Genomic DNA, 15842 nt, shown 5'->3' with positions numbered 1-15842 from the left:
AAAAAAGCATCGTAGGTGGTCAACTCGAAGATGAGCGTTTGCTCCAAAAATGGTCAACTTTTTGATTAGCATTCACATCAATTTGGCTTTTAGGTCAGTCAGTGACTCTTTTAATAGATAGATTTGGTCATCCTTTCTTCTTAATTGCCTCATATAGATCCAGTGTATTAGCAAAAGTATCAGAATAATCAAAAACACAGTCAGGATACTTCCCCATATCACCTTTTCCATATCACACACTTACCCCTTCTTTTAGTGAATCTCGCTGATCGGCAAGGGTTCTCCTAATAAGTATCCTTGCCCTAAATGAACTCCCAATAACTTAGCCATTGCTAAATTGGTTGGCTCTTCAATCCCTTCCAATATCAATTTCATGTTTTTTTGCTGGCAAAGCTTCAAGAGCATCTGAATCTCGTTTTGTTTTTTAATTGAAGCGGAAAGTTTCACGGCATAATATCGATCCAATTTCACAAAGTCTGGCTCAAGTTCAATGACAGTCTGCAACGATGACTCCCCTTTACCGAAATCATCAATTGCAATGGCATACCCCTTATCCTTCAAAAGATGTACCACTTTTAGCCAGAGCATGATGAACGGAGCAAATATCCAAGTCATACAATCTGTTTTTTTCAATTGCCAAACGAAAAAACAATTCGGGATTTTTGAAAAACTTGCAACGTAACAAAGCTTCATACCCGAATACTTTCCAATTTTCCATTACATACAGCGGTTGGAAAACATGTTGAAACATTTTCTTTCGTATGATGTCCTCTAAAAGATTTCCATTTTCGTCTGACGTGGTGAAAACTCCCAATCTTTTCACTTGAATCACCAGTTATAAAAGAGAATAGCGCTAAAGGCATGGGTATTTAAACCCATTACACGACTTTATTCGCCTTTTTTCGACGTTTTTTGCAAAAAATAATACTTATACTATATCATCGTTTTATTTTTTATATCTATTGTCTCTTGGGGGAGCCTAAGACTAAAGATACAGTTACCTAAGAGGTGGTAGAATGAGTGACTTGCCAAAGCTTATTGGGGAAAGGATTCGAAAATACCGCAAAGCAAAGGGATTGAGCCAAGAGGAATTAGCCCACTTAGCCAATCTCCACACTACATATATTGGGCAATTGGAACGTGGAGAAAAAAACGCCACTTTGGGGAGTGTAGAAAAGGTGGCAAACGCCCTGGGGATTCCGTTAGAAAATCTTTTTCGGTCAATCCACTCTAATCCAGATTCTCAAGAGTATACATTGTCCCGAATCGTCACCCGCTTGCAAACAAGGAGCATTGAGGATCAAAAAATCTTCCTCAAGTTACTAGATCTATTGCTGGACTGGAAAGATCTGTGAAAAACATTCGTTTAGCAAGTATTCTTGAAATGTCAAAAAAAGGCGGAACCACATTCTCCGACCCTCTATTTCATATTGCGTATTCAACATCATTAAGTTTTGCTTGTATCTCGTCCACTGTGCTTACTGCCCCCTCCACTTCAAACTAAGTTTGAGCAAATTTACAATAATCGGAGACTAAACGGGATCCCCATGCCCTAATATTCTGTCAATTTGTACCGCCTGTTATTTCGGACAGTCTCCGCCGATTCCAGCAAACGAAATAAGTAAGAGGAAACGTTTTGCTTCCCGTTCGATCGCGTTTTCCGGATGAAGCCGGCTCATCGCGTACTCGTCGATTGTCAAGCTTTGCTGCGGCGCTGGCCGAGCGAAGATGAGCTGGAGCAATTCAAAGGGCAGATCGCTTTCCAGCAGTTGCTGTGCTCCCTGTTCGAGCAAACGCGAACGGTAGAAGAAGAGGACTCGGCGGCTGCAATCGAGCGTTCGATTGAGTATGTGCACGAGCATTACGCCGAAGAGCTGACCGTGCAGCAATTGGCGAGGCAAGCGAATCTCAGCGTTCGTCAGTTTACCCGTTTGTTCAAAAGGGCGACGGGAAAAAGCCCGATCGGTTACTTGACCGCCTACCGCATCAACCGCTCGAAGGAAGAACTGCTTAGCGGCGGCGAGCTGTTGCATACGATTTCGCGCAACAGCGGATTCAAAGACACCCATTATTTCAATCGGCGGTTCAAACAAATCGTCGGCCTTCCCCCGAAACAATATGCGCGCTTTCGGGGCTACGATACGAAAATCGTCACGCTGCACTATGTGGGCCTACGACGCGATTACGCTGGAATGGAAACTGGAGATGGTTGACCGTCTCTTATTCGATTTACCAATGACTGGGGTGGGTCCATCATGAGCAATGGCAAGAAGCAGTTGAAGCTGTCTACTTCGCTCATTACGCCGGGTTCTTCCGGCGGGGGCTGGCGGGATCAGGCGGCACAGCCGGAACGAATCCTGGACTTTGCCTTTTATCGTGAGCTGGCGCGAACGGCAGAGGAAGGCAAGCTCGACTATATTTTTCAACCGGATAAATATACGGTATCAGCGAACAGCCCCGAGGAACTGCGCCGGGGGATCAACATTTGGCCCGAGCCGTTGACGTTGCTGTCTGCCCTTGCAGGTGCGACTTCGCATATCGGCTTGTCTGCGACGGTGTCGACGACCTACCATGAGCCGTTCCATGTCGCGCGCATGCTGGCGACGCTCGACCATCTGAGCGGCGGCCGCGCTTCCTGGAACGTCGTCACCTCGATTGGCGATCTGGACGCGCACAACTTTCGCAACGATCACCGCCCGCGACACGAGCAGCGGCACGCGCATTCCGAGGAATTTCTCGATGTGGTAAAAGCACTGTGGGACAGTTGGGAGGACGATGCGATCAAGGTAGACCGGGAAGCGGGCGATTTCGCCGATCCTGGCAAAATTCATACGTTGCATCATGAAGGGACGTGGTTTTCCGTGCGCGGTCCGCTGAACGTGGCAAGGCCGATTCAAGGGCATCCTGTCATTGTCCAGGCGGGGCGGTCCGATACGTTCAAGGAACGGGCGGCCCAGGGGGCAGACGTCGTGTTCACCGCTTTACGCACCTTGCCGGAAGCGCAATCGTTTTATTGCGACCTGAAACAGCGCTTGGCCAAATACGGCCGGGCTGAGTCTGATCTGCTGCTGATGCCGCCGCAATCGCTGGACGATCTCGTTCATTACGTGATCCCCGAACTGCAAAACCGCGGCATTTTTCGCACGGAATACAGCGGTAATACGCTGCGTGAACATCTCGGCTTGCCGCGCCCGTCCAATCGCTTCGTCGTCCGCTGACGGGAAAAAACGAGGGTGACGCCTTTTCCCAACCGGAGAGCCATCCAAAAGTGCCATTGGCGATGGAAAAGAGCGAGAAAATCGTCAGTTTTTCGAAACCGGGGAGCAAAAAAGGGGTGCTCATCGGGGGCTGGGGGCTTTTCGCCAGTTTTCGCCGTTCTTTTAAATGCGTGCGTTATGCGTTACGATCTGCGCCTGAGAAAGAGTGCAAACGGAAAAGCCTGTCAGCTCCAAGGGGATGAGGCCCCAAGAGCTGGCAGGCTGTTTTTGCTTGCACATGTTCGGCTGTTCGGCAACGGCTTGAGACTGCGCGCTGATGTTTGGCTACTTTTTTCTCCCTTTTGGCCATCTGAACGGCGGAACGTATTTGACCATCGTCTCAAACATTACGCCCCATTGCTCCTCGCTTAAAGACTCCACCCGCAAATCCGCTGTTCCCTTCAGGTTTCGCTTTAAATGCGTGATTTGCGGAGGGGTAAAAATGCCCCGAACAGCGTCGTCGATCGCTGCCTTTGGCGCTTTCAGGATGTGTTCGGCAAGTCGGTGGAAAAGGACGTGATGTTTCAGCGGGACAAGTGGCTTTGCTTTTCGCGTAATGGAAAGCATGGCCGAATCCACCTTCGGAGGGGGAGCGAAACATTCCCTCGGCACGGTTTTTACGTAACAAATGTCAAACCACATTCTCCAGGCGGCCACATACGCATCTTTGACCGCTTTGGCTGTAAATCTTTTGGCGGCTCCTTTTTCCATAACGAGAACGCCTCTCTGAAAGCCGCTCGCCGGGTGGTTTAACAGCATTTTCATGATCGGAGTCGTGATGGAATAGGGGATGTTGGACACGACAACAAAGTTTTCTTTGGGAAGCTGCAGCTTTACGATATCTTGCTGAATGATCGTCACATTCCCGTTGTGCGCTGTTTTTAGCTTCAAAGTTTCGATCAGGCGGCGATCATACTCGACTGCCACTACTTTTCCGGCTTTTTGAAGGAGAACCTCGGTCAAAGCGCCTTTTCCGGCCCCCAGATCCAGCACCGTATCCGCCCGGCTTAACCGTGCCTGATTGGCAAGCTCATGAATCAGCTTTTTCGTGTGGAGAAAATGCTGGCCTAAAAAATTCGGTGCGTCTTCACGACGGGTTTTTTTGCTATGGTACGTATGCTTCTTTTTGGTCACGGTATCTCTTCCTCTCCAAATGGAAATCACGGGCACTCTGCCTGTGATGGAGAGCAAACGGAAGAAGACCTCCGCGTACGCCAATTTACGCGTAAGTGGCCATAGCGAAACAAGATCCCCTGTGCCATACGAAAAGAAAAGGGGAAATGTGCATAAAAAAAGAAAGGCAGTATGATCTACCTTTCTACACCTTGCCGTATATTTCATGCAAAATGAAGATTATTAAAAGAAGGCAGACTAATCCCGTTTACCCTGCTCACACAAGCAGAGCCTTTGAATATACAATTACTTATTCAAAGTCAGGGAACGTAGTCTCATATAATCCATCTTTTAATAATCCTCTTTCGAAATTTTTTACATACATTTACAATGTAGCATCATCTTTGCAGGGGAGTCAACACCATTTGCGTGTTTGACCCAAGAAATGGCCTCGCATGAGCTTTTAACCAGGGGGTTAAACCGCTTTTTGGGCTTGTGGTGCATGTCTATGCGGAAGAAGGAAAAGAAAAAACCTTGCATCAGCAAGGCTTTCAAAAGCTTTTGTATGGAGCGGGTGATGGGAATCGAACCCACGCCGCTAGCTTGGGAAGCTAGAGTTCTACCATTGAACTACACCCGCAAAAGTATGGCATTAACCACGGGAACCCTTGATATATCAGGGTTTTTTGTTTTTGCAGACCGATTGCAAAAGGGGGCGAAAGTAGGGGGATTCGTTGGTTGGGGACGGATTGGGGACGAAATTTACAGAGTGTTTTTTCGGGGGTCAAATTTCTCAAGCTTCTTCGCTGTCTCTCGGCTCATTTTCTTCGTTACGTGCGTGTACAGGTCGGCAGTGGTTTGATACCGTGAGTGACCCAGCCGTTCTTGTACGGCTTTCAGATCAGCACCAGCTTCGATCAGCAATGTAGCTGCAGTATGCCGTAAGTCGTGAAGCCGGATATGTTCAAAGCCATTGCGCTCCAGAAATTTTCTCCACGTCGATGTGGGCGTTGTGTAGTAGTAAGGTCCGCCCGACTGATTGCAGAATACATATTGACGGTCTTTCCAAGTGTTGGAGAACGACTTTTTTCGATTTTCCCATTCCCCTTGATATCGCAATAGTTCGTGCATGTACCACTCTGGCATTATTACGACCCTTTCAGAGTCCTCGCTTTTCGGCTTTTTAACAATAGGCATGCTGCCGTTGAATTGCGGGATGTTTTGCTCGATAGTAATTGTGTTTGTTTCAAAGTCGATGTGTTTCCATTCTACAGCGAGTAATTCGCCGCGTCGGAAGCCTCCTAGCATGCAACCAAGAAAATACAGTCGCCAGACCATTGGTTCCTTGTAAAGAGCGGTTATTACTTTCTGCGCAGACTCTTCATCGAGGAAGTTCATCTTCTTTTTAGGTGTCTTGGGCTGCTTCACACCTTCAAATGGATTCCGATTTTTGTCAATAAACTTCCACTCAATAGCCTTGTCGATAATACTTTTGAGCACTTTGTAGATGTAAAGGATTGTATAATTTGATAGCCCCTTATCATCCAAGCTATTGATAAAGTCCACAATGTGAATGGTCTTTATCTGATCCAAATAGCAATTCATGAATTCAGGCATAATGTGATTTTTCAAATGGGTCTGATATATCGTGGTAGTCCGGGGCGAGAAAGTTCTCAACGCGAACTTTGGCAGCCACTCATCATGGACAAACGCCCCGAATGCCGTCTTTTCCGGTTTCAGATATTCACCGGCTTCGATTTGCATTTTAAATTTTGCAAGTTCCATTTCTAAATAGTCCTGAAGCTTCTTTGTTGTCCTGAGAAGAGCTTTGTCCTCAACTCGGATCGTCTTGTAGCGTTTGATTCGTTTGCCGCGGGCGTCGTACCCAGCTTCAACAACCAGGCGCCAGGAGTTGGTGCCGCGTTTTTCGATGGATGCCATTGTAGAGTCTCTCCTTTGCGTGAGAATATATGTTCGGTTTCGAGGCGTGAAAATCCCCGAAACAAAGAACCAATCAGAACTTTTTCAAATGAGCCACGTCTGTCGGCACACCATATGTAGCTGCTGCTTCACGGATTGTCATTCCGGTGTGCTGGTGTTCGTAGAGCAGGCTATCTGGCATGAGGAGTTCTACTGCGAACTCATTTGCCTCTCGCTCGATCCGGTCGATGGACTGAAAAGTATTGGCCCGCAGGAACGGCACGTTGACCTTCGGGTGCAGGATGCGGTGTCCGAGCTCATGAGCGATGACGAACCGCTGCAGGTGCTCGTCCAGGTTACGGTTCACGTGGATCATGGGGATACGCTTGCTGATGTTAAAGTAGCCCCAAATATTTTTGAAATCTTCAAACAAAATAAGGATGCCCATCTTGCGCGCGATAGTTGTCGGGTCGTTGGTGCCATGTTGCTTGATGAGCCGTTGCACGATCTGCTTAGTAGACTGCATGTGTGCATCTCCCCAGCCCGTTATTTTCTGTATTTTTTCGGAGTGAATTTTTTCTTTGCCACCATTTTTGCAATCCGAAGTGAGTTCTCCAGAGAAGCGCGGAGCAACTCCATTTCTTCCTCATCGATCGGCTCTCCGTGGAATGCGAGTGCCTCATTGTTTTTTAAATCTGCCATGATGCGCTCCAGTTCTTTTACGATGTCGCGCTCTTCTTTGGGTGAGAGTGTGGAGGCGTCGTTGAATTCCTCGTTCAGCAACACGTTGGGATTGATTTGTAACCCTTTGGCAATTGATTTTAAAGTATCCACACTTGGGTTGTATCTGTTTCGCTCGATATCTGCTAAATAGGACCTAGATAGGTTAGTGAGATCAGCAAGTTGTTGTTGGGTGAGTCCTTTCTTTTTCCGATAAAGTCTAATATTTTCCCCGATTCCCATTGCTTTTTCTCCTCCATAGTCGGAAAAACCGACATTTGAAAACTATTATAGGTTCAAAAAGTCGGATATACAATGTCTAAAATGACGGAAATACAAGTAATAACGAGAATTATGACGTGAATTCAAGTTATTTCGAGATAAAGCGTGTTTTTGCTAGAATTTAAGATTTTACAATGTGTCGTGAATACCGTACATTTACATCAACGGAGGTGAACAGGAATGCTGGATAAAAAAGCATTGGGCAGAACTATCAAGAAGACGCGAACAGAGAAAAAGCTCAAACAAGTTGACGTTTCAGCGGTTACTGGGCTTTCAAGAAACTATATATCTGATATTGAGAATGGTAGATATATGCCTAGTGTCGAGGCGCTTTCAAGGTTAGCTGCTTGTCTGGACATGGATTTGAATTTGCTCAAAATGACGGAAATACAAGTAGTTACTGAGTTTAAGGAGTGATGGTATGGATAGACGATACTCTCCAGAATATCTCTTCAACCAAGTGATTGATGCTCTGCGCAGTCAACTCAAAGAGGAGCTGCTGGAAGAGCTGCGCTCGGAAATGGCAGTGTCTCCTGACCGTACAATCTCCTTTGCGGAAGCCTGCGAATATCTGCAGATGTCCGAATACACGCTCCGGCGGCTGTGCCGGGAGAAGCGGATTCCGCATCGGACATATGGCGCAGACGGCTCGAAGAACCCGAGATACTGGTTTAGCACGGCAAGTTTGGATCGGTGGATTCGGGAGCAAGAAGAATTGAATTACCAAGTGAAGGGAAGGAACGAAGCATGGAAATAGGTGAGTGCGGGGGATGGGCAGACGTATGTTGGAAGAGGTGATCGCCGATGGATACTCAAATAAAAAGCTCGCTTAGTAAATATTTGCAGCGCGGGATCACGCACATTGAGGCCGCACATAAAGAGCTAGACAGGGCGAAGTTTTTTCTTGGGGCTGCCGGGTGCCGTAAGGATAAATACCTAGTCCCGATGCGCATCAATCTGGAAATGCTTCACGAAGACCTACTATTCGAAATTAAACGGCTTGATGAGAGGTGAATCACATGTTCACAAAAGAGGTATTCTCCCACTCACTGGAGCGGACGTACCGCAAAAGCAGGTTCCACAATGCAGCCCGCTGGTTCAGCCTAGTATATCGTAGCTTGCGTCTGTCAGCGTGGAAGAGTTCGCAAGCCAGTTCAAAAAAAAAGGAGGAACGAGGCATGGAATACTTAGCAGCGCATATCAAGGAAACAGCTGACATCGCTGGTGGTTACCTCACAGGCACGTTATTCGTTGAAGGCGAGGCGGTTGGACTGCAGCGTCAAAACGGAGAGGAAATTCTGCTGGATGATACCTACATGATCGAAGTGCGCAACGGCGATGCGTACCAACAAATTACGATCCAGGAAGCGTTGACCGCCATAACGGGCGAAGGTTGGCCGTTGTATGCGGGCCTCTACGCAAGGGTGAAAAGAGGGCAAGAGGAAATGAGCACCCACAGCAAAAGAGCCATATGGCTCGCGATTAACTCTGAACACGGCGACCGACTGGTGGAGATTGCGCAGGAACACACTGCACTGGCTCGTGACTTGGCCGTCAACAAGCATCTGACAGATGCGGAAAAGGAATCGTACAAAGCGCGCATTGAGCAATTGCGTCAGGAGCGGGATACGATTTTGCAGCAGTTCGAGCAACGTCAGCAGGAGGTTCTTGAGAAAACCTTCGCTAGGGAGGCCCGCCTGATCGCTAAATCTGGACTCCCAGGCGCACATCAAGCAGTTGCAGCTTACAGTGACAGGCTCCTGGAAAACAAAAAAGTTTTGGGAGGGGTCAAGGCATGAAATACGATTTCAAGACTGCGGAGCAGCGGATCGTAGAGCTGAAACTGATCTATCGCCAGATGAAGGACAAGCATCAAGAGGACGGTACCTGGGACTGGTGGGTCATGGCCCAGATCGATGAGATCGAACGCGAAATGGAAGAGGCAAAAAGCAAAATGGCCGTCAGGCAGGACGGCCATCCAGCAAAAGCTGTTTCAAATGTTATCACTCCGATTATACCTGCTTGGCAAACAGTGAGCAAGGAGGTCGTGCAAAGTGGGAGCCTTTAAGGATTCGACCATCTTCGACGAGGCGGACAAGCCGCTGGACTATTGCGATGATTGCGGGAACGGGATTTATGCGGGCCAGGCAATCTGGAAGATCGGCGGGGAGATTTACTGCTGCAGTGCATGCTTCAAAAACGCAATTGGCGCGGTACAACCAATGCGTATCACATAGTCGAAACCGGCGGGATGGCAATGCCCCGCTGGTCGCAGGGAGATGACCGTCCCTGCCTGATGAGACAGGTCTACATATGCGAGGTCAAAGCGTGGCGCAGCCGATGGAGCTGCAACGGCTGGCAGAGAGGTCGGGCTGCTGGCGGCCTCGTGACTAACAGGAAGGGAGTGGGAGAAGCGGCTGACTCGATTTTGTCGGGGTTAATGTGCCAAGTGTGCGGTGCGTATATGGAAGATTTCGAAGAGCCCGGCTATCCAAGAACTTGCGAAGATTGCCAGGAAGACAAGTAAAAGACCCAGCGCGGCAACGCTGAGTCCAGAACAAAACAAATCCTAATTGCCCCCATTGTACATTCCTGGAGGCACAAAAACAAGGAGGAATACCCATGTCCGTACAGATCAGTATCAACGGCGATAACGCCGCAGAAGCAGTAAAAGAGCTTGCCAGCCTGGCTGCCCATTTCACTCTCGTGCCGGTAGCCATCGCCGCAGCTCCTGCAGAGGCGCAACAGGAGGAAAGACCGAAGCGCCAGCGCTCCGCGCGGCAAAGCGAGCCTGCTGCGGATAAACCTACAGCTGCTCCGGCACAAGAGCCGGAAGTTGGAGAGGTAGGGGGAGACCCGGCTGACGATGCCAGCGAGGGCACCGGGGATGATTCCGGAGGCGACCCCATCCCGACTATTGTGGAGTTGAGAGCCCGCGCCCAGGAGATCGGCAAGACGGCCGAAGGGAAAAAAGCAATCAAGGCGCTTCTGGACAAGTTCGGTAGCAAATCGCTATCTGACTTGCCGGAAGAGAAGCGCGCAGAATTCATGGACGAGCTGGCGATGGTATGAGCCAAGCACACGCAGAACGGGCACACGCCCTGTTAAGCGCTTCGGGGGCAAGCCGGTGGATCAATTGCCCCCCGAGCGCTCGGCTGACCGAGCACATTCCGGATACACGGAGTGAATACGCCGATGAGGGCACAGCAGCGCACGAGCTGTCAGAGATCAAGCTGCGCCGTAGCCTTTATCCCTGCAACTCACAAGAGCGGAAACGGCTGGCGGATGCCTTGGAGCAGTTCAAGGCCACGAACCCCTATTACGGCTCTGAAATGGAGAATGCCGTTCAGGACTACGTGGACCTCGTCAACGAGCGATTCATGGAGGCCAAGGCCCGGTCCAGTGACGCGGTGGTGCTGCTGGAGGAGCAGCTCGACTTTTCCGAATGGGTGCCGGACGGTTACGGCACCGGGGACGTCGTCTTCATTTCTGACGGCGTGCTGGAGATCATCGACCTGAAATACGGCAAAGGCGTACCTGTCAGTGCCATAGGCAACGCGCAGATGCGGTTGTATGCTCTCGGCGCCTGGTCTGGTTACAGCTATCTGTATGACATCCAGGAGATCCGCATGACGATCGTCCAGCCTCGGCTTGATAGCATCAGCACAGATGCCATTTCGGTAGGTGAACTACTGGAGTGGGCAGATACGGTGGTCAAGCCTGCTGCTGCTCTGGCAGATGCCGGAGAGGGAGAGTACAAAGCGGGCGATCACTGCCGTTGGTGCAAGGTCAAGGCTACTTGCCGGGCTCGCGCCGATGCAAATATGGCGGCGCTGGAATACGAGTTCCGGGATCCTGCCCTGCTTACCCTGGAGGAGATCGGCTCGATCTTATTCGTCGCAGAGCAGCTCAAGGCTTGGGCAAAGGACGTCGAGGAGTACGCCTTTGAACAGGCGAAGGCCGGGCTCAAAATCCCGCAGTGGAAGCTGGTCGAGGGACGTAGCAATAGAAAGATTGCTGATGAGGAAGAAGCCGTAAGGCGCCTTGGGAGCGCAGGGGTCACTGAGTTTTTAAAAACGAAACTTTTGCCGCTTGGTGACCTTGAAAAGCAGGTCGGTAAAAAGAAGCTGGCAGAAATGCTTGACGGCCTGATCGTCAAGCCTCCAGGTAAGCCAGTCCTCGTCCCTGAATCGGACAAGCGACCCGAGCTAAACAGCCTAAACAGCATCGATGCCGAATTCGCAAACGAGGAATTTTCAGATGCTGTGTAAGGACTGCAGGCATTTGATAACCAGGTCGGTTGGTTATGTGTCTACTCGTTCATTTTGCGGCCTGGTCGGGGATAAAGGCAAAGAAGAGGGTATCGGTGTAGAGCCGTGGCGAGAAAAGCCACACCCACGGTGCCCGTTGAAAAATCAGTCAAAGGAGAATGTTCTCATGGCAATCGACAATCAAACAACGAAAGTAATTACAGGCAAGGTGCGGCTCTCTTACGTACATATCTTCGAGCCGCAGCAAGACGATAACGGCAATGACAAGTATAGCACGGCAATTCTGATCCCGAAGTCTGACAAGGAAACACTCCGTAAAATCAAAGCGGCTGTTGACGCGGCCGTGGAGCTTGGCAAGAGCAAATGGGGCGGCCGCATCCCGGCGAACCTCAAGAAGCCGCTGCGCGACGGTGACGAGGAGCGCCCAGACGACGAGGCGTATGTCGGCCACTACTTCCTGAACGCGACCAGCAAGAACAAGCCAGGGATTGCCAAGCCGATCGGCAAGGGGCCGGACGGCAAAACCAAGTTCCAGGAGATCACCGACAGTACCGAGGTGTACAGCGGCTGCTACGCCAAGGTCAGCTTGAACTTCTACCCGTTCGACGCCAAGGGGAATCGCGGCGTCGCGGCGGGACTGAACAACGTCGTAAAAGTGCAAGACGGCGACTTCCTGGGCGGCCGGAGCAGCGTCAACGACGACTTTGCGAACGAAGATTTCGATGTTTACGACGACGGCGAGGACGATGACTTTTTGAGCTAATCAGCATGGGGAATTCGCAAGGGTTCCCCTTTCCTATCCAAAGAATCGGGAGGGTTCAGGCGATGGATATGAACACGTACCAAAAACTAGCTGGAAGAACGGCAAACACAAAGGGAGAAGCTTTGACGAATTTCGCCCTGGGTGTTGCGGGAGAAGCCGGAGAAGTGGCCGACATGATTAAGAAAGTCGTATTCCACGGACACGGGCTTGACAGAGAAGCATTAACGAAGGAGTTGGGGGATGTACTCTGGTACGTTTCGCAGCTGGCTGCGTGGGCAGACATCGATCTGGCAACAGTGGCCATGAAAAACATCGACAAGCTAAAAAAGCGATACCCTGTGGGATTTAGCGAGAAGGCAAGTCAGGAGAGGACAGTATGACTGTTCTCCAGATCGACCTTGAGACATACAGTAGCGTCGATTTGAAAAAGTGTGGCGTTTATCGATACATCGAAGCGCCTGACTTCGAGATTTTGCTTTTCGGCTACGCATACGACGATGATCCGGTGACCGTGGTCGACCTGACCGCATTTGAGGATTTGCCGGAAAGAGTGTTGCGGGACCTGACTGACCCTACTGTCATGAAAACAGCCTTCAATGCCAATTTTGAGCGGACGGCAATCGCTCGGCACTTTGGCATCGAGTGCGATCCGCTCCAGTGGCGCTGCACCGCCGTTCATGCTTTGACCCTTGGTCTGCCTGGCTACCTGGAAGGCGTAGCAGAAGTGCTCAAGCTGCCGGTGAAGAAGGACGGGAGAGGTAAGGCACTGATTAAATATTTCAGTGAGCCGTGCAAGCCTACCAAAGCAAACGGTGGCCGGACTCGCAACTACCCGCACCATGATCCGGAGAAATGGCAGCAGTACATCGAATACAACCGACAGGACATTGTTGTGGAGCGGGAGGTTCGCCGGAAGTTGGCGCGCTTCCCGGTGCCCGCCCACGAATGGAAATTGTGGGCACTGGATCAGCGAATTAATGATCGAGGTATCCGGCTAGATCCTGAATTGGTTCGCCAAGCTATCGCCTGCGACGAGCAATACGAAGCGCGATTGATAGCGGAAGCAAAAGAACTTACTGGGCTTGATAACCCAAACAGCCTGACGCAGTTGAAAGGGTGGCTGGCTGACCGAGGCTTGGAAACGCCAGACGGGTTGTCCAAGGAATTCATGCCCGCGCTGCTCGATGCTGCCCCTGATGACGAGACTCGCCGTGTGCTGGAGCTGAGGCAGGAGATGAGCAAGACCAGCGTTGACAAGTACAACGCCATGCAGCGGTCCATCTGCGAAGACGACCGGGCGCGTGGGCTCCTGCAGTTCTGCGGGGCGAACCGCACCTGGCGCTGGGCCGGTCGGCTCATCCAGGTGCAGAACTTGCCGCAAAACAAGATTGAGGACTTGGCACTTGCCCGCGAAACGCTGCGGAGTGGAGACTTCGACCTGCTGGAAATGCTGTTCGGCGCCCCGCCTTTCGTGCTCTCCCAGCTCATTCGGACGGCGTTCATCCCGTCGCCCGGTTGTCGGTTCATCGTCAGCGACTTCTCCGCGATCGAGGCCCGCGTGATCGCCTGGCTGGCCGACGAGCATTGGGTGCTCGACGTATTCCGTGGTCATGGGAAAATCTACGAGGCTACTGCCGCTCAGATGTTCAAGGTGCCGCTGGAGACAATCGTAAAGGGGCATGCAAACTACGAGCTGCGGGCAAAAGGGAAAGTGGCCACGTTGGCCTGTGGTTATCAAGGCGGACCGAACGCGCTGATCGCCATGGGCGCACTCAAGAGTGGTATTTCAGAAGATGAGCTACCCGCGCTGGTCAAGCAGTGGCGTGCGGCCAATCCCAACATCGTCAAACTGTGGTACGCCGCCGAGGACGCGGCGGTAACAGCGGTGAGGGAAAAGACGACGGTTAAGCTGGCGCACGGCGTGCGATATCGGTATGAAGCCGGCATGTTGTTTGCTGATCTGCCAAGCGGCAGAAGCCTGGCATACGTCAATCCGCGAGTCAAGCCAGATCCGAATTTCGGCAAAGACGGGCTCGTGTTTGACGGGATGGATCAGGTCAAGAAAAAGTGGATGTCCCATCGGACATACGGCGGCAGACTGGTGGAGAATCTGGTGCAGGCAATTGCGCGGGACTGCCTGGCTGAGAGCCTGACAAGACTGGATGCCGAGGGTTATTCGATTGCCATGCACGTACACGACGAAGTGGTGCTGGACGTGCCAATCGAGACAGGGTCCGTGGAGCATGTGACCGCTGTAATGGGCCGTCCGATTCACTGGGCGCTGGGATTGCCGCTTTCGGCTGCGGCGTTTGAATGTGATTTCTATCAGAAGGACTGATGACTTTATGGCACGGACAGGCACACCTGTACCTAAGCGGGATGTTGAGCTAAAGACTACTGGTAGTGGTCCGGTTGTTTCGTATCGGTTAAGTCCAGAACAAATGGAAATGTGGATAAAGGAGGGGGCACTCCCTATGTTGACACGTGAAAAATATCTGCAGTTACGTGCAAACGGGCAATCGAGGACTCAAATTCAACGTAGTTACTTCGGAAGCAATCCAAACAAGTTTTATGCCTTGCTTTCGGAATGGGGCCTCAAGGAGAAAGATGCCGAAGACCGGGCTCTTGATATGATGCCTACCGAGAAAAAATCCACAGAACTGCTAAGGGAGAAATTGGTGCCAGAGATTGCTCAGGAGCCGGATAGTGAAAGAGACGCGGCAAAGATCAAGCAACTGCAAGCAGAGATCACCAACTTGAGAAACGAGATCGAAGCGCACATCAAGGAGCGCGAAGGAGAGCGTGCTGAAAATGCTCGTCTTTTGAAAGAGTTGGAAGAAAAACAAAAGCTGATTGAATCGCTTGAGCGGAAGGCAGTCGATCCAGTTAACCACCCTGCTCATTACACGGCTGGCTCCATTGAGTGCATCGACGCGATCTTCGCTGCTACTACTGGGTTGGCCGGCGGGCATGCTTACAGCACGGGCGCTGCGATCGAATACCTGTGGCGGTGGTCGCGTAAAGGTGGCGTGGAGGATCTCCAGAAAGCCCGCTGGTACATTGATCGTCTGATCGCAGCGGGAACGGAATGCCCATGTAAAACAGAGGAGGTTTGAGCATTATGCTATCAGATGCCGTTACGAAGTTAAAGTCTGAGATCGCCGACAGCAAGAACCCGGCTGTCCAGGTAATCGGTCAATTCTTGCTGCAGCACGTCGAGCAAAATCCGGAGGACGCTGCTTGCATCTTGAAAACAGACAAATCCATCGTCAAGAGCCTTGAAGCCATGCGCAAGGTGGCAGAAAAGAAAAGGGTCGGGAATATGGCCGTGCTGTCCGACGATGAGGGGTTTGCGATTGTACTGAACTATTTCAAGGATGAGGGCGCGACTCCACCGGCTCCAGAGAACAAGCGGCCAGCGGAGACTTCATCCCAGGAAGAGCACGTTGAGACTAAGCCCCCGGCAAAAGAGGCCGACGAAGATTTCGATTTTGACGAGTTACTTCTCTAGGAGGT

At 50.9% G+C, this 15842-nt stretch carries 21 protein-coding genes and 1 tRNA gene; 16 read left to right on the top strand and 6 right to left on the bottom strand.

Annotated features, from left to right (window positions below; genetic code table 11):
• Window positions 1-252 precede the first annotated feature (252 nt).
• Window positions 253-693: an EAL domain-containing protein gene (locus tag AC3WJN_RS20455; RefSeq protein WP_007781794.1), complete on the bottom strand. Its 441-nt coding sequence runs from the start codon at window positions 691-693 to the stop codon at window positions 253-255.
• Window positions 694-1016: 323 nt separating this feature from the next.
• Here AC3WJN_RS20455 and AC3WJN_RS20450 point away from each other — a divergent pair, with 323 nt between their 5' ends.
• From AC3WJN_RS20450 to AC3WJN_RS20440, 3 genes are all read left to right on the top strand, one after another.
• Window positions 1017-1355 (top strand): helix-turn-helix domain-containing protein, encoded by a 339-nt coding sequence (locus AC3WJN_RS20450; RefSeq protein WP_005836684.1) that lies wholly within the window; start codon window positions 1017-1019, stop codon window positions 1353-1355.
• A 309-nt stretch (window positions 1356-1664) separates the two neighbouring features.
• Window positions 1665-2213 (top strand): helix-turn-helix domain-containing protein, encoded by a 549-nt coding sequence (locus tag AC3WJN_RS20445; protein WP_007781800.1) that lies wholly within the window; start codon window positions 1665-1667, stop codon window positions 2211-2213.
• Window positions 2214-2255: 42 nt separating this feature from the next.
• On the top strand, window positions 2256-3218 hold the full coding sequence (locus tag AC3WJN_RS20440) for an NtaA/DmoA family FMN-dependent monooxygenase (RefSeq protein ID WP_007781803.1): 963 nt from the start codon (window positions 2256-2258) through the stop codon (window positions 3216-3218).
• Between the two features lie 324 nt (window positions 3219-3542).
• Here the strand turns inward: AC3WJN_RS20440 and erm are convergent, their stop codons facing one another.
• From erm to AC3WJN_RS20415, 5 genes are all read right to left on the bottom strand, one after another.
• Complete coding sequence (gene erm, locus AC3WJN_RS20435) at window positions 3543-4391, bottom strand: 23S ribosomal RNA methyltransferase Erm (protein ID WP_007781805.1); 849 nt, start codon at window positions 4389-4391, stop codon at window positions 3543-3545.
• A 545-nt stretch (window positions 4392-4936) separates the two neighbouring features.
• Window positions 4937-5010: transfer RNA gene (locus AC3WJN_RS20430), tRNA-Gly, on the bottom strand.
• Window positions 5011-5132: 122 nt separating this feature from the next.
• A complete protein-coding gene (locus tag AC3WJN_RS20425; RefSeq protein WP_005836679.1) occupies window positions 5133-6311 on the bottom strand; it encodes a tyrosine-type recombinase/integrase in 1179 nt (392 codons plus the stop codon).
• Window positions 6312-6384: 73 nt separating this feature from the next.
• Window positions 6385-6816 (bottom strand): ImmA/IrrE family metallo-endopeptidase, encoded by a 432-nt coding sequence (locus tag AC3WJN_RS20420; protein WP_007781813.1) that lies wholly within the window; start codon window positions 6814-6816, stop codon window positions 6385-6387.
• Window positions 6817-6836: 20 nt separating this feature from the next.
• Window positions 6837-7253, bottom strand: coding sequence for a helix-turn-helix domain-containing protein (locus AC3WJN_RS20415; protein WP_007781815.1), 417 nt, complete (start codon window positions 7251-7253; stop codon window positions 6837-6839).
• Between the two features lie 219 nt (window positions 7254-7472).
• Here AC3WJN_RS20415 and AC3WJN_RS20410 point away from each other — a divergent pair, with 219 nt between their 5' ends.
• The 13 genes from AC3WJN_RS20410 (at window position 7473) to AC3WJN_RS20350 (ending at window position 15837) form a co-directional block, all read left to right on the top strand.
• Window positions 7473-7709: a helix-turn-helix domain-containing protein gene (locus AC3WJN_RS20410; protein WP_007781817.1), complete on the top strand. Its 237-nt coding sequence runs from the start codon at window positions 7473-7475 to the stop codon at window positions 7707-7709.
• 4 nt (window positions 7710-7713) lie between these two features.
• Window positions 7714-8049: a helix-turn-helix domain-containing protein gene (locus AC3WJN_RS20405; RefSeq protein WP_007781820.1), complete on the top strand. Its 336-nt coding sequence runs from the start codon at window positions 7714-7716 to the stop codon at window positions 8047-8049.
• Window positions 8050-8096: 47 nt separating this feature from the next.
• Window positions 8097-8306 carry a hypothetical protein gene (locus AC3WJN_RS20400; protein WP_007781823.1) on the top strand — a complete coding sequence of 70 codons (210 nt, stop codon included), beginning with the start codon at window positions 8097-8099 and terminating at the stop codon, window positions 8304-8306.
• 164 nt (window positions 8307-8470) lie between these two features.
• Window positions 8471-9091 (top strand): hypothetical protein, encoded by a 621-nt coding sequence (locus AC3WJN_RS20395; RefSeq protein ID WP_007781825.1) that lies wholly within the window; start codon window positions 8471-8473, stop codon window positions 9089-9091.
• The gene (locus AC3WJN_RS20390) at window positions 9088-9360 is read left to right on the top strand and encodes a hypothetical protein (RefSeq protein WP_007781828.1); all 273 of its coding nucleotides are present in this window, start codon (window positions 9088-9090) and stop codon (window positions 9358-9360) included. The genes AC3WJN_RS20395 and AC3WJN_RS20390 overlap by 4 nt, the downstream gene beginning before the upstream one ends.
• Complete coding sequence (locus AC3WJN_RS20385; protein ID WP_007781831.1) at window positions 9347-9529, top strand: hypothetical protein; 183 nt, start codon at window positions 9347-9349, stop codon at window positions 9527-9529. Before AC3WJN_RS20390 ends, AC3WJN_RS20385 begins: the two co-directional genes overlap by 14 nt.
• A 385-nt stretch (window positions 9530-9914) precedes the next feature.
• Entirely contained in the window at window positions 9915-10364 is a 450-nt protein-coding gene (locus AC3WJN_RS20380; RefSeq protein ID WP_007781837.1) for a hypothetical protein, read from the top strand.
• Window positions 10361-11563 carry a DUF2800 domain-containing protein gene (locus AC3WJN_RS20375; protein ID WP_007781840.1) on the top strand — a complete coding sequence of 401 codons (1203 nt, stop codon included), beginning with the start codon at window positions 10361-10363 and terminating at the stop codon, window positions 11561-11563. The genes AC3WJN_RS20380 and AC3WJN_RS20375 overlap by 4 nt, the downstream gene beginning before the upstream one ends.
• Window positions 11564-11729: 166 nt before the next feature.
• Complete coding sequence (locus AC3WJN_RS20370) at window positions 11730-12326, top strand: DUF2815 family protein (protein WP_007781843.1); 597 nt, start codon at window positions 11730-11732, stop codon at window positions 12324-12326.
• Window positions 12327-12388: 62 nt separating this feature from the next.
• Window positions 12389-12706, top strand: a complete 318-nt coding sequence (locus tag AC3WJN_RS20365) for a nucleoside triphosphate pyrophosphohydrolase family protein (protein WP_005832093.1) — start codon at window positions 12389-12391, stop codon at window positions 12704-12706.
• Complete coding sequence (locus AC3WJN_RS20360; RefSeq protein ID WP_007781846.1) at window positions 12703-14664, top strand: DNA polymerase; 1962 nt, start codon at window positions 12703-12705, stop codon at window positions 14662-14664. Before AC3WJN_RS20365 ends, AC3WJN_RS20360 begins: the two co-directional genes overlap by 4 nt.
• Window positions 14665-14800: 136 nt before the next feature.
• Window positions 14801-15442 (top strand): DUF3310 domain-containing protein, encoded by a 642-nt coding sequence (locus AC3WJN_RS20355; protein ID WP_007781849.1) that lies wholly within the window; start codon window positions 14801-14803, stop codon window positions 15440-15442.
• A gap of 5 nt (window positions 15443-15447) precedes the next feature.
• Window positions 15448-15837 carry a BTB/POZ domain-containing protein gene (locus AC3WJN_RS20350; RefSeq protein WP_007781853.1) on the top strand — a complete coding sequence of 130 codons (390 nt, stop codon included), beginning with the start codon at window positions 15448-15450 and terminating at the stop codon, window positions 15835-15837.
• Window positions 15838-15842 lie beyond the last annotated feature (5 nt).

Source organism: Brevibacillus sp. FW306-2-1A-C05A (assembly GCF_058781555.1).
The sequence above is the reverse complement of the archived record's forward strand: the minus strand, read 5'-3'. Positions and strand labels throughout refer to the sequence as shown.